Genomic DNA, 25,405 nt, shown 5'->3' with positions numbered 1-25,405 from the left:
AAAGTCACTTGCAGAAGTTCTCTTAGATTTCTTAAATATCAAACATATTCAGAACGTAGCATTGAGCGGGGGAGATGAAACGATCATCGGGGCGATCCACTACGCTGCCGAGTCTCCCGACTACACCGTCCGCTCCGTCGTCTTCACTGACCGGCAGGTGCTGCAGGTCCCGATATCCAAGATGAGCGAGCTCGCTACCAGCGTGAGCATGCTGCCGACCACCATAGCCTGGCTCTTCGAAGCGGCCAACCCTGCGACCTTCTCCGGGCTGGGCGGGCTGGTCGGGATGAGGATGTGGGGGAACCTGAAGAAGCGGGTCGCCGACAAGCCGGTGGTCCAGATCAAGGGGGGCGCGTTGCCTCCTGGCCTCCTGAGCGCGGCGAAGTCGAAGCTCCCCTACGACGAGGTCAAGGAAGTCAAGGTGAAGAAGGTGATGATGTCCAGCGACCTCCTGCTCGACCTGGGGGCTGGCTTCTGGCGCAGCCAGAGGATCGTCTTCGACGGTCGCGCGGGCGAGGACGTCAAGCGGCTGGTCAGGGCCACGCCGTTGGCTCCGAAGTTCAAGGAGTGACCGCAGGCAGCCCGAGCCAGGCGCACGGCCGGCGAGGAGGTTATATGACGCGGAAGGGCGGAGTTGGCCAAGGGCCCAGAAAATGGAGCGGTGACACCGGACGAACCGGAGAAGCAGCGTCGAGTACCTCTTCGTCAGCGCGTTGGTGTTCGTCACCTCCATAACCATAGGGAACGCCCCTCTCCTCTTCTTCGGGTACGGGATCAGCGCCTTCGGCATGCTCACTGCCGGCCTCCTGCTGGACCCGGTCCCTGCCACCGCGGTCTTCCTCATCGGCAGCGCCGCCGCGATGTCCCTGACGGGACTGACCCACTCTGCGTTCACGCTGGTCATAGTCGGAGCTGTCGTGGTCAGGACCGTGCAGGTCTACGCCCTTTCGAAACTGCGGCGGCGCATGGGCGCCTTCGGCGCTTCCGTGAGCTCGGTCCTGCTTGGAACCGTCCTCGCGACGATTCTGGGGTTCGCCTTCTACGGTGGCGACGCATCAAGCACCGCGTTGACCTTCTTCGACGCCGTCTTCATCCTCCCGGCTTACATCCTCGCCAGCTCCGTGAGGGATGGTCGGCGTGGCTCGCTCCTGGTAGGGGGCGCCACCATGGTCGCGACCTTCTGCATCTTCCTTTCCGCCAGCCCGTTCTGGATACCGCAGGCAACCCTGGTGGGCGCGGTCGCCCTCGCCGGGGCGGCCTACCTGGCCCTCAGGAAGAGCGTGCATGGGAAGCTCCCTGCCCTCCTGATAGCCTTCGCGCTCCTGGGGACGCCGCTGGCTCTCGCGAGCGGGGCGGGGGCCTCGTCATACAACGCGCGCAACGACTTCTATCCGCTCTACCCGGACTCGCTTTCGTCATCCCAATGGATACAGTCCAACTCTTCGGCCTCCTGCATGCAGGGAAACGTCGCCGGAGGAGGCACCGTCCAGGACGGTGTCTGGGGGCCCCAGAGGTTGAGGGTCCTGAGCACGTGCATCACAGTCAGCGGGGTGGTCGAAGGGCTTTCACCGACATCGGGGCCGGCGAACGACAACGACTTCGGCATCGACATAAAGGTCGACCCCCAGTACTCCTATCTTCTCTCCCTCGGCAACGTCGTCCTTGAAGGCGGCCTCCTCCACGTCGAAGTGGTGCCGTCGCAGCAGCAGTCGCTGGCTGGCGTCCTCGCCTCGATCAAGCCGGGAGACAGGATCACGATAACAGGCGCGCTCGTCCTGGACACAGACCACGGCTACGGCACCGAAGTCCATCCTGTCTGGTCGATCGTGACCACGACGGCAGGGTGATGGCGCACGGCTGTCAGCCGGCAAACAGCTGACGTCGCTGTGATCGGGGCAGGGGTAGTGGGGCTCACCATAGCGCACAGGCTCTCGAAGGCAGGCAGGCGGGTGGTCGTCATAGAGAAGGAGGCGGGTCCTGGCGCGGGCGTCACAGCCGGCCAGGCGAACGTCATCCATGTGGTCCAGCTCCCGTTCAGCTCCACAAAAAGCAAGCTCGCGCGGAAGGGGAACAAGATGTACGACGCGCTCTGCGCCGAGCTGGGGGTAAGGCTGGACCGGATGCCCGCCGTCCTCGTGGTCACGGGGTGGTCGAGGCTCCCCGTCCTCTTCGCAGCGTACCTCTACCTCAAGCTGAGCCTCAAGGGGGAGTTCAGGACGCAGCTCATGCGTGGAGGCAGCCTGAGGAAGGTCGAGGATGAGCTCTCGGACAGCGTGACGGCGGGGATAGTGGTGCACGGCTACGGAACTGTCGACGTCACTTCCCTCGTCTCCCGCCTGAAGCAGGCGGCGGAGGGGCTTGGCGCCGTGTTCAAGTTCGGCTCCGAACTGGTGGCCGTCGAACGAGGGGAAGGAGAGGTCCTGCTCAAGACGACCGGAGGCGAGATCGCGGCAGCGTTCGTGGTGAACGCCGCGGGTCTTCGCTCCGACGAGGTGGCGGAGATGCTCGGGTCCCCCCTGGGGCGGCACCTGCCCGGTCTCGGCGTGATGGCGGTCTATTCGGGGTTGCAGCTGCACAGCATAGTCGCGCCGCTCCCCGTGGCCCTGGGCACGAGGACCAAAGGCGGCGCCATCATCCCGGCCACAGACGGCACCACGATAGTCGGCCCCACTCTCAGGATAGCGGGGTCCGAGGCGGAAAGAGCCTACACCGAGGAGGACTTGGAGGCGCTCCGCACGAAGTTCAGCCCCCTCCTGAAGAGGGAAGGGGCGTTCGTCAGGGCCTACGCAGGAGTCAGGCCCCTCTCCCCCACAAGAGACTTCGTCATCGACCTCGACGGACCGAAGAGGACGGTCAACCTGGTCGGCATCGAATCGCCCGGCCTCACCGCCGCCCCCGCCATAGCCGAGCTCGTCGAGCAGATGCTCCCGGAGGCCCAGCCATGAACGGGGATGAGCTGTACGCTTGCGTCGACGTCGGCACGACCAAAATCAAACTGAACGTCTACGACTCCGAGCTGCACCTGAGGCACTCCGAGGGCGCGACCGTCCCCGTGAGCGCCGAGGGCCTACAGGACGCCGACGAGCTCTACCGCGCCGTGAAGCACCTCATCGAGAGGGGGAGGGAGCTGGGCGCCAGGTCGGCGGGTCTGGCGACATACAGGGCCTCCACCGTCGCGTGGGATCGGGAGGGGACTCCGCTCACGCCAATCGTGACATGGACCGACAGGAGCGTCGTCTCGACCTACAGGAGGCTGCCGCTGGCTGTCAGGCTCGCGGGGAGGGTGCCCCCCTTCGACCTCATCATATCCCCCTACTCGCCCGTGATGAAGTTTCTGAGGCTTCGGGAGCTGAATCCTTCTCTCCCGGAGGGAGCCATGCAGTGGACGATCGACGCCTACCTCGCTTACAGGCTCACCGGAAGGTTCGTCTCCGACGCCACCAACGCCTGCCTCACGGGCGTCGTCGACCCCAGGAAGATGCAGGAGATAGGGGCCGTGAAGAGCCTCTTCAGGCTGAAGATGACCGTCCCCGAGCTGGTCGAGAACACGGAGCGCATCGGCTCCTGCGGGGGACTGGAGCTGAACGCGCTTGTCGCCGACCAGCAAGCCGCCAGCGTGGCCGAGGGGGCGACCGTCCAGGGGGTGGCCAAGGTGACCAACGGGACGGGGACCTTCGTCGACGTGCCCACGGACGGGTTCAGGAGGAGAGGCGATCTCATACCCGTGGTCCTCCTCAAGCACCGGGGGAAGGTCTGGTTCGGGGTCGAGGGGTACCTTCCGACCACAGGCAGGGCGGTCGACATGATGCTCACGGCCGGGCTCATCAGGGACTACGCCGACCTCGAGGTCGAAGACGACGGCGGCGTCATCTTCGTCCCCGCCCTCTCGGGGCTGCAGGTGCCGCGCATCCCTTACGCGAAGGGGGTGATCGCGGGTCTCGAGCTCGGGTCAGACCGCAAGGCGATCGCTTCAGGCCTGCTGAAATCCATCGCCTTCCACGTCAGGCTGGTGCTGGAGCAGTCGCAGGAAAGGGTCAGGCTGCTGAGGGCTGACGGCGGCCTGTCGAAGTCGGACCAGCTGATGCGAAGGACCTCGGGGGCCGCGGGGGTCCCGGTGGAGAGGCAGGCCGACACGGAGGCCACTTCCAGGGGGGTCGCCATCCTTCAGATGGTCACGCTCGGCAGAGGCACCCTGGACGAGCTCGTCAAAGTCAGGGACAAGACAGAGGTTTTTAGCGGCAGTGGCGGCACGAAACAGGAGGATGACTACGAAAAGTGGAAGCGGCTGATAGGGTCGTTCAGGAGCTCGAGGGACTCCTTCCTGGCCGAGTGACCAGAGACGTCAAGAAGTACCTGAGCGACTGGTGGCCGCTGCTCTGGATCGACGAAGGCGCAGGCGGAACGGCAGCCGCAGCCGTCAGACCGGCGAACTCGGACGAGCTGGCTGCGCTGGTGAGGTTCGCTGACGCAGAAGGGGTCTCTCTCTTCGTCCACGCAGGAGGGAGCTCGGTGACAGGCGCTTCCATTCCTTCGGGCGGAGTGGTGGTCGACATGAGCGGGTTGGACCAGATCCTGGACTTGGACGAGGCGAACAGGACCGTCACCGTCCAGGCGGGGGTGAGGCTGAGCGCGCTCGAACGTAAGCTGAACGCGAAGGGCTTCACCCTCTCGCAGTTCCCGCAGTCCTTCGAGCTGGCCACGATAGGCGGCTTCGTCTCGACCCTCGGCACCGGACAGTACAGCACCCTCTACGGCGGGATCGAGGATGCGGTGCTCAGGCTCGAAGTCGTCCTGCCCTCGGGGGAGGCCGTCTGGACCCGCAAGCGCGAGGCGCCAAGGTCCTCTGCAGGCCCTGACCTGGCCGGGCTATTCCTCGGCGCCGAGGGGGCCTTTGGCATAGTAGAAGCCGCGGAGCTGAAGATACGCAAGCAGCCCACCCACGTCTGGAAGGCCGCCTACCGGTTCGGATCGTTCGAGTCAGCCATCAACGCCTCGAAGTCGCTGCTGGAGCTGGACGTCAGGCCCGCAGTCTGCAGGGCCTACAACGAGGTCGAGTCGCTCTTCCAGTTCGAAGAGCGGGCCTGCACCCTGCTCCTGGTGTACCACTTCAGGTCGAAGCCGGTCCTCGAAGCTGTCAGAGCGGAGGTCTCTGCCCTCCTCGGGCAGGACGGCACCGCCCTCGACCCTTCCATGGTCGACAGGTGGCTCGAGAAGAGGTTCAATTTCAAGGAGCAGATCGACTCGGTGCGTAAGATGGGGTACACCCTGGAGACGATCGAGGTGGCTTGCATGTGGAGCAGGGTCTTCGAGACGTACTCGGACGCGGCCGGGACCCTCAGCGAAGTCAAGGGCGTGGCGGGGGTCGGGGCTCACGTCTCTCACCTGTACGACCAGGGCGCCTGCGTCTACTTCACGCTGCTTCTCGAGCCGAGAAAGGAGACGTATTGGGCCGCCTGGGAAAAGATGGCGAAGGTCGCCAGGGCTCACGACGCCACGATATCGCACCATCACGGGGTGGGCATCCTGAAGAAGATCTACGCGAAGGACGAGATGCCGGTGAGCCTCCTGAGGAGCATCAAAGAAGCGATAGACCCCAAGGGGACAATGAGCCCGGACCGGCTGATCTAGGGGCGTGTCTTCCGGCCCCGGCCGCCCGGCCAGCGCCTTCCCTGAATGAATCTGAACCCACAGATGCAGGTCCGCGTCCCGCCCACGGCAGACCTTTGTGAGAACCGGATGTCAGCGTCGCTGGTTCTGGGGTTCGACAGCGTCAAGTCGCCGTGGACGAAAGGTCACTCTCACCGTTTCCCGCGTCGTTTCCACGGCTTCCTCTTGTGTGGAGCCGGGTGGTCTTTGTCGCCTCAAGGCTACCCGCGATTGCCGTAACCGCCGTCGTGGCCGCCGTGCGGCGTCGGGACTGGCCGAGGTCCCGCGTTCTCGAGGCGCTTGAGGTCCTTCTTACCAAGGCGAAAGCCGCCCCTGCTGACTGGCGCCACATCAGCAACCGGGTACACGCCACGAAGGGCCCTTTCGAGTTCGCCTCTAGGAAACTCCCCCGCGAGCGAAGCGGACTTCTCTTCAAGGCCGGCCACATCCTCCTTCGTCACCGCCCTCGCCAACCTCTGGAGCTCGGCGATGACCGGGGACAGAACTCCAGACACGAGGGGGTCGTCGGTCTGTGTCTGGGAAAGTAGCGACGGATCTTGCGAAAGTACGGCCTTGCCCAGATCCAACCGAGTCGCCCCCAGCGGGGGCGCAACCCCCTCGAACCGCTCGACCCCAATCCCCTCGGCCAGGGTCGAGACGAAGGCAGCGTTCACCAGGTGGGTGAGTGAAAGCGCGTACGCCATGAGCTTGTCGTGCTCCTCCGCTCCCGCGCGGAGCATCTGCGCCTGTGGGAAGAGCCCTTTGGCCGCGGCTAGCCCCCGCCGACCTCCGGTCACACAAATCCTCGAGTTCTCAATGCGAGCCAAGGGGCCGGACGCTCCCGGCTGAGGTGTGGTGGACCCGATACACGGGCGCGCTACTCTCCGCTCTGTGGCTCGAAGCGGATCGAGTCCTAGCGTAAGGTGCCCCGGGCCGGGGTTGAGCGTTGGTTTGCCGGCAGATCGAGAACGACTCTCAGGGGCAAGCCATGCGGGGGTGACAAGTCACTACATGGCGATGGGGGGCCGGAACGGACAGACGGAAATGTCCGAAGTTATGACATCATACCATCATAACTTTTAAGTAGTTATAGCATCAAACTGCTACGGAATGGAGTCCTCGGAACTCGCCCGGTTCAACCCCTGGTGGACCACAGGGAAAGTGAGGGAAGCGCTTCTCGAGCGGTTCAGAAGGAAGGCGTACTACGCTGCGGAGAAGGAGCTCGAAAGGCGGCAGGCGACCCTCATCTGGGGGATGAGAAGGATGGGCAAGACGGTCCTGATCTACCAGCTGATCGACAAGCTCCTCAGGAGCGGGACGAGCCCTAAGAGCATCCTCTACTTCTCGTTCGACGAAGCCCCGTCGAGCATCGACGCGGTGCTTGACGCCTACCAGAGGGTGGTGTTGAACAGGGCCTTCGAGTCCTCGGCCGGCCGCATCTACATTTTCTTCGACGAGATCCAGAAGGCAGAGGACTGGGAGGACAAAGTCAAGTTGCACTACGACCTATACCCCAACTTGAAGTTCGTCCTGACCGGGTCCGCGTCGGTCCCCCTCCGCAGGAGGTCGAGGGAGAGCATGGCTGGGAGGATGCTCTCTCTTCTGGTCGGACCGCTCTCATTCGAGGAGTTCCTTGAGCTTTCGGGGAAGGCGGTGAGAGACATCAAGATGAACCCCAGGCTCTGGGACAGGGATCTGGCCCCGCTCTTCCATAGGTACCTCAGATATGGCTCATTCCCTGAGCTGGTCGGTGAGGAGGACGAAGAGCGCGCCAGGAACTACATCAGGGAAGGCATAGTCGAGAGGGTGATCTACCGGGACCTGCCGTCTGAGTTCGGGCTCCGGGACGTCGAACTTCTGAGGGCGCTCTTCTATATCGTGGCTGCGAACCCGGGGGCGATAACGAACTACAGAGAGGTCTCGAAGAACCTCGGAAGGGATCAGCGGGTCGTCTCCGACTACTTCGGATACCTAGAATACGGCCTTCTCACGAGATCGGTCTACAACTATAGAGGGAGCCCCGTGGCCAGCGCCCGAAAGGCGAAGAAGGTCTATCTCGGGACCCCGGACCTGGCTCTGGCCTCCGGTCAGGAGAACCCTGCGAAGCTCCTCGAGAACTTCGTGCTCGTCAAGACCGACGCGAGGTTCTTCTACAGAGACGGCTTTGAAGTGGACTTCGTCCTCCCAGAAGGGGAGGGACTTACGGCCGTCGAGGTGAAGGAAAGAGGGACCGACGCCAGGCAGCTCAGGCTCTTCGACAGGAAGTTCGACGGGAGGGTCAAGCGGAAGCTGCTCGTCACGATGGAGCGCGGAGCGGTCGAAGGAGCGGAAGCGATTCCCGCCTGGGAGTTCGCGCTCCTCTGAAAGGCTCCAGCTCTATGGCATCATGGCGGCACGCAGAAACGGGCCAGGGCGCGTTTCGACGATGACCTTGGCGAGGCGGAAAGTGTCCTACTCGGCAGGAGCCCTGGCGAGCTCCTCCCTTGTGTCCGTCGGGCCGATCGCCTCGGCCGCGTCGCCGCAAGCTCGGCCTTCCTGTCCCTGTCGTATGGACCTGAGCGCGCCGCCCAGCGCTAGGTGACGAACGCCGATGCCGGCGTCAGTCGAGGCGTCGCGTCACGCCGTGCCCTTCCGGCAAAGCAGCGTTATATAGTCAGCCTTCGGACGCGAGCCGACGCGCAGTTGCATGCGCAGGAGACCGCGGGCGGACCCAAACGCTCAACCAAGGCTGTCTCGCTAGCGCTTATGCTGGTACTATCCTTCAGCCTGGGCACTTCGCAGCTTCTGGTCCACAGGAGGCCCTACGACCATCTCCCATACTTCGCGCCGTCAAGCGCCTTCGCCGCAGCCAGAGCGCCCCGCCGGAAGGAGACTCCAGACCAAGCTCGCAACAAGGGCGTTGGGGGGGACCTCGTGGTCCATCTGCCGGCGGAGCTGATGAAGTTCTGCAAGAGCTATGCTAGCCAGAAGGACATTTCGCTGGACTCCTTCATCAGCATAATCGTCGCACAGGGAATCCAGGCCACGGCCGACGCCGACGGCTGCGCCTAGCTCTTCTTTCTACCCTGCCGGATCTCCTGCAGCCTGATCCGGAGTGATTCGTGCACGAACTCGGAGACGCTCCTGTAGAACGAGTCCTCTTCCTTCGTCATCTTTTCGATCTCGGCATAGATCGCATCCTGGATGCGTATCGTCCTGTATCCGTCCGTCTTCTTGTTGCTCAAATCTCGTTCCTCCTCGTCCTCTACGCGGGCCGATTATAAGCAGGATGAACCCCAGATTCCGAAAACATAGAAAACATGTCACATTGGTGTGCATCGCCTTGCACATCAGGCTGAAAGCGCCGACCGCCCCCGCCGCAGACAGGCCCTCGGGCCCGCTCTCGCACATGACCTCTTCCCCCGCCGGTCGCGCCACCTCAGACCCGCCGGAGGCCCGGGGAGGCTTGCTGTTCCCCACAGCCTACGTCGCGGCCCAGCTTCTCTTCGCCTTCTTCCTCTTCTACATCAACCGTCCGCTCGCAGCCGTCGTCCAGGTCCAGGGCCTGGGGACCGCTTCCAACATCACCCACGTGGTGCTCGGCGGCGCCTCCACTCCCTACCAGGTCAAGCCGCTGGGTCCCTCGCCCGGCGGCCTGGCCGCCTCCGGCCTCGCCTTCGTAGCTCTGACGGCCGTCGCCACGTTCCTGCTGGCCTATCTGCTGCTGAGGGGGCACAGAGGGAGGCTCTGGTTGCCCATATCAGCGGGCCTCGGCTACGGAGGGGTGGCGGTGGGGCTCCTGTCGCTGGGACCCCTCGGACCTTTTCTGGCGGCGCTCGTCCCCTGCGTGCTCTGGGCCGTCTACGTCCTCTCCGCCGCCGGGAAGGCCCCTCCTGCGCTCTCCTTCCTCTTCGGCTCGTACCTGACCGCAGGCCTTGCGGTCGCCTGCGCGATCTACCTCCCTCTGACTACGCTCATCCTCCTCCCCATCGCCTACGCAGCCTGGGACGCATTCGCGGTACTGAGGGGCCCGCTCGCCAAAGCTGTCTCGGCTATGCCCGACAGGCTGGAGCGGATGTTCTTGGTCAGCGTGGGCGGGACCGGGATAGGGTTCGGCGACCTGTTCTTCTACTCCCTGATGGCTTCGATGGGCTTCCTGTTCAGCCCTGCCGCCGGCCTGATGGCCTCCGTCGCAGTCGTAGCGGGGTTCTCCCTGACCCTCGCCCTCCTCCACTCGGGGAGTCACGAGGCCCTCCCCGCGCTCCCGCTGCCTTTGGTCTTCTCTCTGCTCGCCATAGCGGCAGCAGTCTACCTCTGATGGTCTGCCGGACGACGACAGCGCTCGGTTTCTTAGAAAACATGCAGTCTCGGCCTCAGGAAAACATGTGATTCTCTATCCTAATCGCGCAGTTCGCCGAGGCACCTAATGCTCAAATATGTGTCATATTTGATACACGGGCGATACATCAGTGAGGTCCCCTAACTGATGAGTCACCGCCCACGTCATCGCTCGCGTGGCTCTAGCAGGAAGCTGGCCGCTCTGCTCGCGCTCGTCCTGCTGTCAGTGACCGGTTTTTCGAACGCCTTGGTCCTCGTCAGCTTCGCGTCTGGCGGAGGGTCCAACTCCTACGCGACGATCACCACGCAGCTCCCGTCCGTCCTGAGCTACGCCAAGGAGGTCGGGCTGACCGCCCCGACAGCGAACATGAGCGTGAGCTTCGTCCTCCCTGCGACGAACGTCAAGCAGCTCGACGAGTTCCTGGCGCAGATGAACGACCCAGGTTCTCCTTACTACCACAAGTACCTCACCGCGCAGCAGTACGACACGCTCTTCGGTCCGGACGCCGGCGAGCTCGCACAGCTCCAGTCGTATCTGGCGCAGTACGGCATCACCGTGACGACGGGCGGGCAGGTCTCCCCTGGCAGCGTCAGCCTCAACCCGGACCAGTTCGTCCTGCAGGCCCACGGCTCGGTGAGCGAGTTCGACCAGGCGCTCAAGACCCAGATACAGGACTACCAGTACAAAGGGGCTAGCTTCTACTCTGCGTCTTCGCAGGCGAAGCTCCCCGACCAGTTCGGAAACCTCCTGATGATCTACGGCATGGACAACTGGCAGTCGTCCGGTCAGGCGCACGGGGCTGTCCCGCTCTACAGGACCCTCTATCAGAGCTACGAGAACCCCGGCCAGACCCCCGGGAACTTCTTCGCCTATTCTCCTTCGGAGATCGCCCAGAGCTACAACCTCACCTCGCTGTACAACCGCAACATCAACGGGACCGGGGTGACTATCGCCATCGTGGACGCCTACGGCGACCCGTACATCCAGGACGAGCTCAACAACTTCAGCCAGCAGTTCGGCATCCCTACCACGTCTGTGAACACGATATGCATCGACGGCCCGTGCAACATGACAATGGGCATAGTGACTGGCTGGAACGTCGAGATCGCGCTCGACGTGGAGTGGGCGCACGCCCTCGCCCCCGGAGCCAAGATCAACCTGTACATCGGCTCGAACAACGCGCAGGCGCTCTATGACGCCGAGGAGGCCGCGGTCAACTCCTACGGAAGCCCCACCTCCAACAACATCATCTCCAACAGCTGGGGGATCCCCGAGAACGACATCGCTTCCTCCGCCGCAGTGGCCCCGGTCTTCGGGGAGAACTACCCGTGGCTCGACCAGGTGATGCAGCAGGCGGCCGCCCAGGGGATCACCGTCTTTGCCGCCAGCGGGGACTGGGGAGCCTACGACCAGGCCTTCGGGCAGACCTCCCCGTACGGAGGAGCGATCTATCCCTCGACCGACCCGTACGTGACCGGGGTCGGGGGGACGACCCTTTACATGAACACCACCTCTGGATACCTCAGCCCGCCGTTCATGAACGCGACCGGCGGCTATGGGACCGAGACGGCCTGGAGCTGGAACAACCTCTACGGCTGGGGGACGGGCGGCGGCTACAGCACCCTGTTCAGCCAGCCCGCATGGCAGAGCGGGCCCGGGGTCACAGCCAACGGCGCCAGGGGCGCGCCCGACGTCGCCTGGGATGCTGACGTCCAGACGGGGGTCGCGGTGGACGTTTCCTGCGGTAAGGGCATGTGCGGCTACATCGTCGGCGGGACGAGCGTCGGCTCCCCGTCGTGGGCAGCTTCCATGGCGCTCATCGACCAGGCTGCAGCCCACCCCCTGGGCTACATCAACCCGACGCTGTATTCCATCCTGAACAATCCGGCAGAGTACGCGAAGGCGTTCCACGACGTCACCGTCGGGAACAACAACCCCTACCAGGCCGGGACCGGCTGGGACCCCCTGACAGGGATCGGATCCCCCAACGTGGGCGAGCTGTCCCAGATCCTGTCGAAGTCAGGTTCCTCGCAGCTCTCCGTCCAGGCCGGGCTGGACCTGGTCGGCGGGAGCTACGGCCCGTCCAACCCCAATGTCCTCGTAGACGAGTCGACGGGTTCCGCCCCTGACTCCCTCGACCCTGCCACCGCCTTCTACGGCCAGGATGTTAGTTATCTCAACGCCGTCTTCCAGGACCTCGTCGAGATGAACGGTACCTCGGGGACCCAGTTCGTCCCCGCCCTGGCGAGCAGCTACACCACGGGGTCCAACTACACCGTCTTCCAGATCAGGAGCAACGTCACCTTCTCCGACGGGAGCAAGCTGTCGGCCTACGACGCATGGTTCTCCATCGCGCGGCTACTCTACGAGAACGCGCCGTCGGGCATCGCGCCGTTCAACTGGAACCAGGTCCTCTACAACCTGACCGCCGGCGCACCGCTGGGCTCGGGCTCCTACTCCTTCAGCAGCTGCGGCGCCGCCTTCCCCTGGGGAGCGAGGAACGCCATCGCCGCGGTGACCGGAGAGCCGGCGAACCTCGACACGCAGGCCAGCTGCAACATCGCCGTGAAGTTCTTCGACAACATGCTCTCCAACTTCGACCCGACCAACGCCACCTATGACTCCATAATGAGCTACCCCAGCCAGGCCCTGGTCGCTTACAACTCCAGCACCTTCGAGGCCAAGTACCTCGGCGCCCTGGGGACCTTCGCCCCCCAGTTCTGGAGCGGGTTCACCGGGGCCCAGATCGTCGACCCTGCCTACGTCGACGCCCACGGAGGGGTGCAGAACAACACCGAGAACGGCTGGTTCAACAGCAACGGAGGCCCCGGAACAGGGCCCTACATGGTACAGTCGGTGGGGCCCGGGCTCACTCCCATCGTCCTGGTCGCCAACCCCAACTACTGGGGGAGCGGCGACCCGAGCCTGAAGGGAACTGTCCTCGGCCAGGCCATGATTCCGGAGGTCGTCATCAGCCCGTGGAGCAACTTGTCGCAGGCGTTCAACGACTTCGGGACCAACCAGGCGCAGCTGTCTGCGGCGCCGATTAGCAACTGGGGTAACATGTACAACGGCTACTTGAAAGATTACTTCTCGTTCGACCAGATACTGCGGAACCTGGGCCCCTTTGACTTCGCGCTCTTCCTCGCGATGAACTCTCACGCCCTCCCCCTGAACATCGCCGACTTCCGGAAGGGGGTCGCCGACGCCCTGAACTACACGGCGCTCAACGCCCCCAACTACTTCCAGGGCACTCCATACGGGAGCGAGTTCCTGGGGCCGCTGGTCCCCGGAGACGGCTCCTCCTACAACCCCGGAGGGCTCCCCATCCCCGCGCAGAACACGACGGCGGCATACGATTACTTCGAGGCCGCCGGCTACCAGGGGAACTTCTACATCGAAGTCCCCACCACCTTCACGCTTTCGAACGGCACTTCTGTCCTCGCAGGGTCGTCGATCGGGGACTCGAGCGGCACCCTGCTCGCCAGCATCCCCTACTACTACGTCCCTCCGCTGCAGGGGAACACCTACTCCACGCTGCAGAGCAGCCTCGGGGTGTTCGGGATCAACGTCACGGCGGTGGGGGTGAACTCCTCCTACTACGGCCAGCTCATGTCGTCCCCCTCGACCTTCCCTAACTTCATGGGCTTTGGCTGGGGAGCCGACTTCCAGTATCCCTTCGGCGAGAGCGTCTTCAACCCGCTGATGTCCCCGTCGCCGTACAACGGATACTTCGACAACTCCACGGTCCAGGCCGAGGTCAACGCCTGCATCTTCCCGCCCACCCCGACGGCGGCCTCCACCTGCGACTCCACCCTCTACAGCATGGCGGCTCAGAACCAGATCTTCGTCTGGACCCCCATCCCTAACGGGACCTACATCTTCGCCCAGCCCTACGTCAAGGGCCTCTTCAACAACCAGTGGGTGGGAGACTGGTACAACACGATGTACTACTCCCCTGTCGCGCTGCAGTCGTCGAGCCTCATCCAGAACCCCGCGCAGTCGGTCCCCTACGGCTCGACCGTCGAGGTCACGGCCAGCGTCACGGCCAAGGGCCTCTCAGGCTCCGTCACAGTGGGTACGGGGACAGTCACCGCGACCGTCACCCTTCCCAACGGTAAGCCGTACGTCACCGGCCTCCCTCTTTCGTTCAACTCCACGACAGGCCAGTGGTCGGGCCGCTTCCCGGTGAACAGCACCGCCGCTCCAGGCGAATGGTCCGTGACGGTGGACGCGGTCAACGGCACCCAGTCCGGCGCGGGGTACGCCACCGCCTCGGTCGGGGACGGGGTCACGGTCTTCTCACCCCTCTACCCCTACTGGCTCCCAGGCCAGTCTGTCCCGGTCGCCGCCGTAGTCACAGCGCCCGACGGAACCGAGGTGACCAGCGGCACCTTCACCGCCACCTTCAACCTCGGTACCCCCTCGGGCCCCTCCGAAGGGAGCGTCCCCCTCTCCTACCAGTGCGGGCTGAACTTCTCCGGCGCCCCCGGGTGCATGTGGGTCGGGACCTTCAACATCCCGTCGAACCCCGGCCAGGGGCCCTGGGTGATGACGGTGGGCGGGACCGACTCCTCCGGCAACCAGGGGAGCGCCTACTTCTGGCTCAACGTGGGCCTCGACGTCTTCCCGTTCACGGACAGCCCCTCCTACGTCGTAGGGGACCCCATCAGCATCTACGCGTCCACGGGGGCCATGAGCGGGAACTTCAGCGCCGTCGTCTCAGGGGGCGGGAATGTCCTCGGCACGGTGCCTCTGACGTTCGACTTCCTCACCGGGCTCTGGTCCGGGACCTTCCAGACGGTCGCCGGCATGCCGTCGGGATTCTACACCGTCACGGTGCAGGGGGACACCGTCAACGGATACTCCGGTGAATTCTCGACGGTCGTAAGGGTCGCGCCCAGCTCCCTGACCGTCACCGGCTCGACGAGCAGCGCCAGGGTCTCCGCCAGCGCGAACGTGGGCAACGGCGAGCTGATCTCAGCAAGGCTGTCATATCCGAACGGCGCGCCCGTGACCACGGGGAGCGTCGCGGCCGAAGTCTCGATAGGAGCCGACGGGGCGAGCTTCGGCGGCTACTACCTCCAGCTCACCTACGACTCCGCCACGGGGACCTGGGTCAACCCCTCCGAGGCGCCTGTGCTCTCGCAGCCGTACGCTGTCGCGGGGAACTACTCGGTCAGCATAGGGGGGTATGACGGAGCAGGGGACGCGGGGAGCGGGGCGACCTCGTTCTTCGTGACGCTGCCGACGCACGCGCCAGTCAGCATAACGAACTCCTCAGGGTTCACGAGCGCCAACGGCGTGGTCGGAGGCAACGGCTCGGCATCCAACCCCTATGTCATCGCCGGGCTCAACACCACGTCGATCTCCCTCTCCGGGAACTACAGCTCCTCGTACGTCATCGTCGACAACTGGGTGCAGGGGAGCAGCGGAAACGGCATCACCCTGAACACCCCCTACGCGACCTCTCCGATGGTAGTCGTCGACTACGCGCTGTCGAACGCCGGGGACGGAGTCTTCCAGAACAGCAGCGCCACGGTGGGGTCTATCCTGAGCGTAGGCAACGGCAAGGACGGCTTCGCCCTCCTCAACTTCCCGCCCACGGGAGGCTCCTCGGCGCTGGCGAACGACGTCGCGCTGCTCAACGGCAAGGACGGCTTCGGCATCCTCGGGAACGACGGCACGGGCGTCGCCGTGGTCAACGACCAGTCCTACGGGAACGGGGCCAACGGGATATTCGTCCAGGACCCGCAGGCTGTCGGGGCCTTCGTCGCCGGCGACATCGCCGTCGGGAACCGCCTGGCCGGGGTCAACGTGACAGGGGCAGACACAGGCGGCCCGGTCTACGTGTTCTCCAACACCGCCTCCTACGACGGGGCAGGGATAGCGGTCGACGGCCAGGGCCAGAACCTGAACGGGCCGTTCCCGTGCCCGGTCGCCAGCTGCTCCGGCGTCTTCCTCGGCAGCAACATGGTGTACTCCGACGGGGTGGGGGTCCTCGCGACCAACAACTCCGTGGTGCTCTCCCAAGGGGACTTCGCACTGGGGAACGGAGTCGGGTTCCAGGCGGACTCGTCGGTGGTCAGCGTCACAGGCGCGGTCGCCTTCGGGAACCCGGACGGCGGGATACTGCTGAACCAGCAGGCCCCAGGGAACACCCTGGTGAACTTCCCGCCCTTCTACGACAAGACGGGGTGCAACTGCAACTTCACGTCTGTGGTCGCTGGCTCTTCCGCATACTTCAACGGGAACGCCACCTCGGGGACCGGGCCGGGGATCGGCTTCACCGACGAGCAGGGGGTGCTGAGCTTCGGCAACCTCGCTGTCTTCGGGGGCTCTGACGGATTCCAGTACAACAACGTGAACTACTCCATATCGGCCTTCGACACCTCAGGGGCCAACCTGGGCAACGGCGTCGCGTTAAACGGCGCCCAGGGCGGCAAGGTGGCCATTAGCTACGCAGGCGGCATGTCTTTCGGGCTCTGCGGGCCCTACGTCTGCGTGGGTCCTTCCCTCCAGGTCCCCGGGAACGGCAACGACGGGTTCCTCCTCAACGCGTCGAAGTTCCAGGGGGCCCTCAGCGGCTTCGACGTGGGGTTCGCGGGAGACCAGGCCGCCGGCAACGGGAACAACGGGATAGAGGTGACGGGGTCGACGGGGACCAACGTCTTCACCGGCACCCAGACGTTCAAGAACTCAAACGACGGCATCCTGGTCTCAGGTCCCGGAGGCAACGACACCATCACCGCCGGGATGTCTGCGTACAACGGGATGAACGGCATCGAGCTGGCAGGCGGGACCCAGGGAGACAAGGTCTTCAACTACAGCGCCTACGGCAACGGCTGGGCGTGCAACCCCTCGGCGGGGTGCGAGCAGGCGGCCGGGGTGTTCATCACCGACTCGAGCAACAACACGGTCCAGGGCGGGAGCATCGGAGGGACCGGCGTCGCCTCCCCAGCAGTCGGCTTCGGGGTCGCGATCAACGGGTCCTCGGCCGCCGGGAACATGATATCCGGCTCGAACATCCAGAACGACGAGGCCGGGATAGGGTTCATCGACACTGCGAACAACACGGCGACGAACAACGACATCGCCTACAACCAGATCTGCATCTACCTGCAGAACGGGGCTAACAACAACTACGCCAACAACAACTGCAACAACGACAAGGTCAACGTCTACTCTCCGCCCGCCCTCGACCAGTCCTTCGTCACGCTGGGGACCCCCGCAGAGACGGTCCTCGCGGGCTCGAACTACCTGAACGTCACGTACTCGAACCAGCTCCTCTACAATCTCCCCGCCATCGTGTTCTTCGAGGTCGACAACGCCACCACCGGCCAGGAGGTGCAGGTCGTCGCCGTCTCCCTGAGCCTGAACTCCTTCGGGAGCGGCTCCGTCTACCTCGGCGTCCAGACGCTTGCCCCCGGGACCTATACGATAACCTCGTTCGTAACCACGCTCAGCGACGTCCCCGTCTCCCTGTCCACCACCGTCACGGTCGTCGTAGGGTGACCGCCAAGTTGAAGCCAACGCGTCCAGCTCCCGCACCAGGGGCCGCCGCGTCCTCCGTCCTCCTTCTTCGCGACCGCGCCTCGGTGCGCCGCAGTCCCGCCTTCGACGGCCACGGAGGGCGTCGGACAGATTGAGGTCCCCTGCCTTCCACCGATGGCTCGCGCTGTTCGCGCTGATCCTCCTCGCCCCCTCGAGCTTCGCGTCGGCGGTGTACCTGCCGACCCCCGCCACCACCTACGCGCTGACCGTCGTCCCCGGCGCCACCTTCTACTGTTGCTCCGACCTCGTGTCCCTCAACGGGTCGGTCACCCCGGCCCCCGCGTCAGGGACCAGCGTCACCCTGTCGGTCTACAACCCGACCAAGACCCTGGTCAGGACGGCGGCCCCTCCCCTGGACGCCGCCGGGGACTACAACTACAGCTTCTCCGCTGGAGGCACCAACTGGGTCACGGGGCTCTACTCTGTCAACGCCACCTGGTCGCCGTCCGTCACCGGGACGGTGTATCACGCCAGCGCCCTCTTCAACTACAGCGCCACCGCCCCTCCCCCGTTCTCCTTCACGATGTCGCTGAGCTCCTCCTCGGGGTCCGTCCAGCAGGGGAGCTCAGTCAATAGCACCGTGGTGCTGGGGCTCAGCGCCGGCATCACCGAGCCGGTCACGTTCTCCGCGTCAGGCCTCCCCTCGGGGGCGACCGCCGCCTTCTCCAACCCCTCCTGCTCCCCCAGCTGCACCTCGACGATGACGATATCGACGACACAGACCACGGCCGCAGGGACCTACTCGGTGACCGTCTCAGGGACCGCTTCCACCGCCTCCGAGCAGGTGACCTACGCTCTGACCGTGACCACGATCCCGGTCAGGTTCGACGTCTCCCTCACCCCCAAGACGGGCTCGGTCATCCCCGGCAAGTCGGTGAGCACGGGGGTCACCGTGACCCAGACGTCCGGGAACCCGACCTCCGTCTCTTTCGCGGTCTCTGCGCTCCCCAGCGGCGCAAGCGCGTCCTTCTCCCCCTCCTCCTGCACCATCACATGCTCCTCCACGCTCACCATAACCACCACTTCCGCCATCGTCCCAGGCTCGTACACGTTGACCGTGTCCGCGACAGGGGACGGCGTCACAAACTCCTCCACCTACGACCTGTCGGTGACCGCGTTCAAGTTCGACATCTCCCTGTCTCCGTCCTCGGGGTCGGTCAAGCCGGGCCAGTCGACAACCTCGACCGTCACGCTCACCCTCACCTCGGGGGCCCCGCCCACCCTGACGTTCTCCGCTTCCGGGCTCCCGACGGGCGCCACGGCCGCCTTCAACCCGACCTCCTGCGCGCCGACCTGCTCCTCCACCCTCACCATCGCCCTCTCCGCCTCTGTCGCGCCGGGGACCTACACGGTCACGGTGACGGCCTCAGGCGGGGGCGCGGTGAACTCGACCACCTACACCCTCACAGTGATACCCTTCAGGTTCGACATCGCCGTCGCCCCTCCTTCAGGGACGCTGACGCAGGGCCAGTCGCTGAAGGCCACCGTCACGCTCACGCTCACCTCCGGGACCCCCGTGGCGGCCACCTTCTCGGTCTCCGGGCTCCCCTCGGGGGCGACCGCCTCCTTCTCGCCTGCCTCCTGCACCCCCACGTGCAGCTCGACCATGACGATAACCGCGTCGACTACCGCCGCGACTGGGACTTTCACGGTGACCGTGAAGGCCGCCGGGGGGACCGGGTCGAACTCGACCACGTTCGCCCTCACCCTCGTCCCATACAGGTTCGACGTCTCGGCCACCCCGTCGTCCGGCTCGGTGAAGCCCGGCCAGTCGGCCACGACCGCCGTCGCCCTGGTGCTGAAGTCCGGGACCGCGGTCCCGGTCACGTTCTCCGCGTCAGGCCTCCCCTCGGGGGCTACCGCCGCCTTCTCCCCGACGTCCTGCTCTCCGTCCTGCTCTTCCACGCTGACCGTCTCGACCGCGACGACGACGCCCCCCGGGGTCTACTCCCTGACGGTGACCGCCGCCGGAGGGGGGTTCTCCAACTCCACGAAGTACACCCTGACTGTGACCCCGTTCAAGTTCGACATCTCCGCCGCGCCTCCGGCCCTCTCTGTCGTCCAGGGGTTCACCAACACGACGCAGATCACCCTGACCCTCATCTCGGGGACGGCGGTGGCGGTCGCGTTCGCTGCGAGCGGGCTCCCCACCGGGGTGACCCCGTCGTTCTCCCCCGCCTCATGCACCCCGAGCTGCAGCACCGTCCTCACCCTCACGGCATCGAAGGGGGTCGTCCCGGGGACATACTCGTTCGCCGTGGCCGCCAGCGGAGGCGGAGGGACCAACTCGACCGCCCTGAGGCTGACCGTGATCGCCGCGAAGTACCTGGTGACGTTCACAGAGTCCGGCCTGCAGACGGGCGCCACGTGGAGCGTCACGCTGAACGGGGTGACCAACTCGTCCACAGGCGCGGCCGTCACCTTCCTCGAGGTCAACGGGGTCTATTCCTTCACCGCCTCGGCCGAGGGGTACTTCGTCACCCCCTCGTCGGGGACGGTGACGGTGAACGAGGCCCCGGCCGGGGTCTCCCTGGCCTTCGCGCCGCTGAAGTACCTCGTCACGTTCTCTGAGACCGGGCTCGCGTCGGGGACCCTCTGGAGCGTCGACCTGAACGGGACGACGGCCTCGTCCACCGCGGCTTCGCTCGCCTTCAACGAGGTCAACGGCACCTACCAGTTCACCGTCCCCCACGTCAGCGGCTACGTCGTGTCCCCGACTTCCGGGTCCGTCACGGTCGCAGGCGCCAACGCCACGGTCCCCCTGACGTTCACACGCGTCTACGCCGTGGTCTTCGACGAAACGGGCCTCCCCTCGGGGACGAGCTGGACGGTGGCCCTGGGAACGGGGAGCAACGCCTCGACCACGTCCAAGGTCACCTTCAGGGAGCCCAACGGCGAGTACTTCTACAACGCGACCTCTCCGGGGTACGGCCCGGTGACAGGGTACGTGTTCGTCTACAACGGGGCCGCGACCGTGGCCGTAGCCTTCGTGAAGTACTACCCGGTCACATTCACCGAGACGGGCCTGGCCTCGGGGCAGACCTGGGGGGTCCAGACGTCCTACGGCTTCGAGTCCACCACGGGTACCTCCATAGTGATATCGGCGGCAAGCGGCGCCTACGACGTCTTTTCGGTCGAGGTCGGCCCCACCTACAGCGCCTCCCCCGCCAGCGGCTCGGTCTTCGTCAACGGGCCCCAGACTGTCAACGTAACCTTCACCCCGACCTACGTCGTCCTGTTCACCCAGTCGACCCTCCCCTCGGGCCAGTACTGGTACGTCTACCTCAACGGGCAGTTCAACAGCTCGGTCGGGGGGTCCATAGAGTTCAGGGTCCCCAGCGGCACCTACCCCTACTACGTCTACTCCGACAACTCGAGCTTCGTCCCCTCGCCCGCCTCCGGGTCGGTGACGGTCAGCGGGAGCAACCCCTCGCCTGTCAGCATCGCCTTCATCCAGCAGTACGCGGTCACGTTCTCTGAGACCGGGCTCGCCCCGTACACCTGCTGGGAGTCCACGCTCACGGAGGGCGGGGCGAACGTCACGCAGTACAGCTACTCCACCACCTCGCAGTTCTACGTCCCGACAGGGACGTACTCGTTCTACGCCGGCTCATGCGAACCCCTCGCTTCCTCCGTCACCCCCGCCTCGGGGACGATCACGGTCACGAGCGCCGGCGTCAGCCAGGCGCTCTCCTTCTCGACCAGCTACTTCGCGGTCCAGCTGAAGGACCAGAACGGGAAGGCCGCCCCCGACCTCCTCGTGACCTTCACCGTGAACGGGGAGTACTTCGACAGCAGCTTCACCAACTCCACCGGCTGGACCATGCCGTTCGACGTGGCCACGGGGCTGACGGTCACGGTCAACGTCCAGACCTCGGGCACGATCTACCAGCCGTTCGCGCCCGCCAACTTCTCCACCACGGCCGGGAACGACTTCCAGACGATCGCCTTGCAGACACTCCAGGTCGGGTACGTCAGCGGCAGGGTCACCTACACCAACGGGACGGCGGTGGGCTCGGCCATCGTGGCCGCCGGCGTCGTGAGCTCGACCAACGCCCTGGACAGCCTGGGCTCCTTCGAGACCCAGACCAACTCGACAGGCTACTACGCCCTCACCCTCCCTGCCGGGAACGTCACCCTCGTCGTCAGCAGCCCCGACAACACCTTCAACCAGGCGAGCGCGAACTTCGCGCTGTCGGCGCTGCAGAACCTCACCGAAAACTTCGCCGTGGTCCCGCTTCTGAACGGCTACATCCACGTCAACCTCTACACGCAGTACGTGGGAGGCCAGCTCGAGGGCCCGCTCCCCATCGACTGGCGGGTGGCTGTCCACTTCGACCTGTACGCCCAGTCCTCGACCGGCGCCATCTTCGGCCCGTACGCCAACTGGGTCAACAACTCCCTCCCGGTGGTCGCGGAGCCCGGGGAGGCGTTCACCGTCTGCATCACCGGGACCGAGGCCAACCTCCCGAACGAGTGCGTCAGCACGGTGACCAACAGCACCGTGGGCGCCACCGTGACCCTCAAGCTGATCCAGCCGGGGGTGATCTCGGGGACGGTGGTGGACGTCGCCACGGACTCGCTCGTGACCTCCGGGTGGACCGCCGCGATGTACTTCTACAACTCGACCAGCGGCTTGAGCACATTCGTCGGCTCGATATCCAACTCGTCCTCCGCCTTCTACTTCTCGGTCCCCGAGCCCGGCGAGTACCTCGCCTACCTCACCAGCGGGACGCTCACCGGGACCGTGACCACCACCGTGGCGTCAGGGGAGCTTGACAGCGTCGGGAACATGTCCGTCTACCCGGCAGGGCTCTTCACCGACCGGCCCGGCAACTCCCTGGTCGCCTCACCGACGGTGACGACAGTGGGGAGCGAGGTCCAGATGAGGGGGTCCTACGCGTACTCAGGGACCTCGACCCTCACCAACGCCGAGCTCCTCATCCAGGTCCCAGGCGGGACCTCCCTCGACACCGCCAGCATCCTGCTCAACGGGGCGTCGGCGAGCAGCACGCTGTCCGGGGGAGATTACGCCGTGCAGCTCGGGAGCCTCGCCCCAGGGGCCTCGGGGGTCCTGAGGTACACCCTCACCGTGACCTCGGCCATCGGGAACGGGACCTCGTTCCGGCCGATACTGTTCATCAACTACACCCTGTCGGGGGCCACGACCCAGGAGCTGGTGGGCGCGACCACGGTCACCGTGGTCCACATCAGCATAGTGGCGCCCTCGCAGGTCGAGACGACCACCGTCCCCGTGTCCGGGCAGGGTCCGCCGGGGAGCGCGCTGCAGATCTACGACGGCAACAGCTCGGTCGGCTCCCTCACGGTCCCGCAGGGCGGCTACTGGAGCGCGTCCGTCACCCTCGTGGCGAGCGGCGACCCCAGCAACCACACCCTGTACGCCGTGGCCAAGCTCGCCTCCGGGGTCACCGAGCGGTCGGGCAACGCCATGGTCCTCTACGACACCTACATCCCAGCCCTGGTCAGCTGGTCGATGCAGCAGACCGACGGGAGGCTCGTGGAGTTCAACGCCAGCCAGGGGGTGGTCCTGTTCCCCTACGTCGTCGTCCCCTGCATGCCCATCACCGTGACCCTGAACATCACCAACCCGGCGTACGCCTTCGGCGTGAACGTGACCATAACCGGGGCAGGATCGGCCATCGCGACCCTGGGGTCGGACGGGCTCTACACCGCCACCCTGGACTACTGCAGCTACGGAGGGCTGGGAGCGATCTACGTCACTTTCAACGGCCAGACCACGGAGGTGGCCAACCCCACCTGGGTCTACGACCCGAGCGGCTACGTCTACGAGGCCGTCACCAGCAACAGGCTCGAGGGGGTCACCGCGACCATCTACCAGCTGGTCGGGGGGAGCTGGGTCCCCTGGGACGCGGCGGCGTACGCGCAGCAGAACAACGAGCTGACCAACGCCCTCGGCCAGTACGGCTGGTACGTCCCCGAGGGGTACTGGAAGGTGGTGTTCACCCTCCCAGGGTACGTGACCGCCCAGACAGAGATACTCGACGTGCCTCCGCCGGCCACGGGGCTCAACATAGGCATGGTCTCCCTCGCCCCGCCGACGGTGACCGGGGTCTCGGCGGTGAACATCAACGGGTCGTCTTACGTGCAGGTGCAGTTCAGCAGGTACGTCAGGTTCAGCTCCGCCGCCTCGATCTTCGTGGAGCTCGGGGGCTCCAACGTCACGGGCACCGTGGTCCCTGTGGACCTCCAGCTCGCCCCGACCGGGGAGCACCTGGCCACCGAGTTCAGGTTCGTCCCCAGCTCCCCGCTGGTGGCGGGAGAGACCTACGGGGTGCTCGTGGGGAAGACGGTGGAGAGCTACGCCAACGTGACCATGGTCTCGACATACACCACCTCCGCGAAGGTCCTCGGGAGCCTGCAGTACTCCGGCGAGACCAGCGCCCCAGGCGGTACGATCACCCTGGGAGAGTCCCTGGCGGCCAACGCCACCACCACCGACCCCCTCGCGTCGGTTGCCACCTTCAGCTGGGTCAATCCGGCGGGGGAGACGGTGTCCACCGCCCAGGCGGCCGTCTCCGCGGGGTTCGCGGCCTCGCCCGCCTTCACGCCGGACGTCAACGGGACCTGGTCGGTGGAGATAGGCTTCGGGACCTCCACCTCGACGTTCAAGACCGTCTCCGTCCCATTCCAGGTGGTGCCCGGTGCGAGCGCCCCCCAGGCTGATGGCTCGACAGTGGCCCTCCTCTCCGAGGGGACAGGGAGCGGCGGGTCATTCGTGGCCGACTCGGCGGCCATCAACGGCATAGTCGTCTCGGTCACGGGCACCTCGCCGTCGGTGACCGCCTCCGTGGACAGCTACCTCTATTCGTCGCTGTACCTGCCAGGGCTCCCAGCGGTCCCCTACGGAGGGTCGTCGCTGCTCTACTTCGACGTCAAGATCTCCAACGTGAACACCGGGACCGCGGCCATCTGCGATACAGACGCCGCCCTGGCTGGGCACCTCTCGTCGACCTCAGAGATGTACTACTACGACTCCAGCACAGGCGCCTGGGCGGCGGCCGCGAACGTCACGGTCACCCTCGCGACCGACACCATCTGCGGGGACGTGCCGGTCGCGGCCCTGACAGGGACCCAGATCCTCGTCGCCCAACCCGCTTCATCGGGTGGGAGCGGCACCTCCCCCGCGACCGGCCAGGTGACCTTCGCAGAGTCCGGCCTGCCGACAGGCACCCTGTGGTCCGCGACGCTCAACGGTACGACTCAGAGCTCGACCACTTCACAGATCGTCTTCTCCAACCTCCCCCTGGGGACAGCCAGCTGGACGGTGGCAGCCGTCCCTGTCTACTCCGGGGCGCAGTACGCGCCCGCCTCCTCCTCGGGGACGGTGGACGTGACTGGCATCGGCACGGTGTCCGTGAGCTTCTCGGAGCAGTACCTGGTCACCATGGCGGTCACCCCCGCCGGGAGCGGCTCGACCGCCCCGTCCGGCTCGGTCTGGGTTCCAGCCGGCTCCGCCATCTCCATACAGGCGACCCCCGCGTCCGGGTTCGGGTTCAGCGAGTGGTCTGCGACAAGCAACATAACGGTGGCCACCCCGAGCTCCCCGTCCACCTCCGCGACGGTCGCCGGCCCCGGCACGGTCACCGCGGGCTTCTACGCGGTCTCGACGACTACCACTACTACCACCACGATCACGACCAGGACGAGCCAGACCGCCAGCGCTACGACCACGACGTCTACCTCGGCCACCCAGCAGCGCTCGACCACGCCGACCTCTTCGAGCAGCTCCTCGGCGTCTCCTCCTCCGCCTGCCACCAACTGGCTGATCATCGGAGGGGTGGCGGTCGCATTCGTGCTGATAGCGATCGCGACCCTCATAGTTAGAAGGCGCGCAAAGTAGGGCCC

12 protein-coding genes are annotated in these 25,405 nt (G+C 65.5%); 10 read left to right on the top strand and 2 right to left on the bottom strand.

Features of this window, described 5'->3' with window-relative positions:
- Positions 1-61: 61 nt before the first annotated feature.
- The 5 genes from JRN21_05290 (at position 62) to JRN21_05270 (ending at position 5,628) form a co-directional block, all read left to right on the top strand.
- Positions 62-571: a hypothetical protein gene (locus JRN21_05290; protein ID MDG6988725.1), complete on the top strand. Its 510-nt coding sequence runs from the start codon at positions 62-64 to the stop codon at positions 569-571.
- A 142-nt stretch (positions 572-713) separates the two neighbouring features.
- Positions 714-1,847, top strand: a complete 1,134-nt coding sequence (locus JRN21_05285) for a hypothetical protein (GenBank protein ID MDG6988724.1) — start codon at positions 714-716, stop codon at positions 1,845-1,847.
- Between the two features lie 39 nt (positions 1,848-1,886).
- Complete coding sequence (locus JRN21_05280; protein MDG6988723.1) at positions 1,887-2,945, top strand: FAD-dependent oxidoreductase; 1,059 nt, start codon at positions 1,887-1,889, stop codon at positions 2,943-2,945.
- A complete protein-coding gene (locus tag JRN21_05275; GenBank protein ID MDG6988722.1) occupies positions 2,942-4,333 on the top strand; it encodes a hypothetical protein in 1,392 nt (463 codons plus the stop codon). Before JRN21_05280 ends, JRN21_05275 begins: the two co-directional genes overlap by 4 nt.
- A complete protein-coding gene (locus JRN21_05270; protein ID MDG6988721.1) occupies positions 4,276-5,628 on the top strand; it encodes an FAD-binding oxidoreductase in 1,353 nt (450 codons plus the stop codon). Before JRN21_05275 ends, JRN21_05270 begins: the two co-directional genes overlap by 58 nt.
- 239 nt (positions 5,629-5,867) lie before the next feature.
- On the opposite strand, the gene JRN21_05265 is transcribed toward JRN21_05270, so the two are convergent.
- Positions 5,868-6,473, bottom strand: coding sequence for a hypothetical protein (locus tag JRN21_05265; protein MDG6988720.1), 606 nt, complete (start codon positions 6,471-6,473; stop codon positions 5,868-5,870).
- 283 nt (positions 6,474-6,756) lie between these two features.
- Between JRN21_05265 and JRN21_05260 the strand changes: the two genes are divergently transcribed.
- Both JRN21_05260 and JRN21_05255 read left to right on the top strand, forming a co-directional pair.
- Positions 6,757-8,010: an ATP-binding protein gene (locus JRN21_05260; protein MDG6988719.1), complete on the top strand. Its 1,254-nt coding sequence runs from the start codon at positions 6,757-6,759 to the stop codon at positions 8,008-8,010.
- A gap of 318 nt (positions 8,011-8,328) precedes the next feature.
- Positions 8,329-8,697, top strand: coding sequence for a hypothetical protein (locus tag JRN21_05255; GenBank protein MDG6988718.1), 369 nt, complete (start codon positions 8,329-8,331; stop codon positions 8,695-8,697).
- On the opposite strand, the gene JRN21_05250 is transcribed toward JRN21_05255, so the two are convergent.
- On the bottom strand, positions 8,694-8,870 hold the full coding sequence (locus tag JRN21_05250) for a hypothetical protein (protein MDG6988717.1): 177 nt from the start codon (positions 8,868-8,870) through the stop codon (positions 8,694-8,696). The two genes, JRN21_05255 and JRN21_05250, sit on opposite strands and share 4 nt — an antisense overlap.
- A gap of 83 nt (positions 8,871-8,953) precedes the next feature.
- Between JRN21_05250 and JRN21_05245 the strand changes: the two genes are divergently transcribed.
- From JRN21_05245 to JRN21_05235, 3 genes are all read left to right on the top strand, one after another.
- The gene (locus JRN21_05245; protein MDG6988716.1) at positions 8,954-9,943 is read left to right on the top strand and encodes a hypothetical protein; all 990 of its coding nucleotides are present in this window, start codon (positions 8,954-8,956) and stop codon (positions 9,941-9,943) included.
- Between the two features lie 168 nt (positions 9,944-10,111).
- Positions 10,112-17,479, top strand: coding sequence for a hypothetical protein (locus JRN21_05240; protein MDG6988715.1), 7,368 nt, complete (start codon positions 10,112-10,114; stop codon positions 17,477-17,479).
- 130 nt (positions 17,480-17,609) lie between these two features.
- Positions 17,610-25,400, top strand: a complete 7,791-nt coding sequence (locus JRN21_05235) for a hypothetical protein (protein MDG6988714.1) — start codon at positions 17,610-17,612, stop codon at positions 25,398-25,400.
- Positions 25,401-25,405: the final 5 nt, after the last annotated feature.

The organism is Nitrososphaerota archaeon (assembly GCA_029785825.1).
GTDB lineage: Archaea > Thermoproteota > Nitrososphaeria > Nitrososphaerales > Gagatemarchaeaceae > UBA183.
This window is presented reverse-complemented; position numbering and strand designations above follow the sequence as displayed.

Coding starts and splice junctions, on each gene's coding strand:
- JRN21_05275 (MDG6988722.1), top strand. CDS start 2,942: ATGAACGGGGATGAGCTGTACGCTTGCGTCGACGTCGGCACGACCAAA.
- JRN21_05260 (MDG6988719.1), top strand. CDS start 6,757: ATGGAGTCCTCGGAACTCGCCCGGTTCAACCCCTGGTGGACCACAGGG.
- JRN21_05240 (MDG6988715.1), top strand. CDS start 10,112: ATGAGTCACCGCCCACGTCATCGCTCGCGTGGCTCTAGCAGGAAGCTG.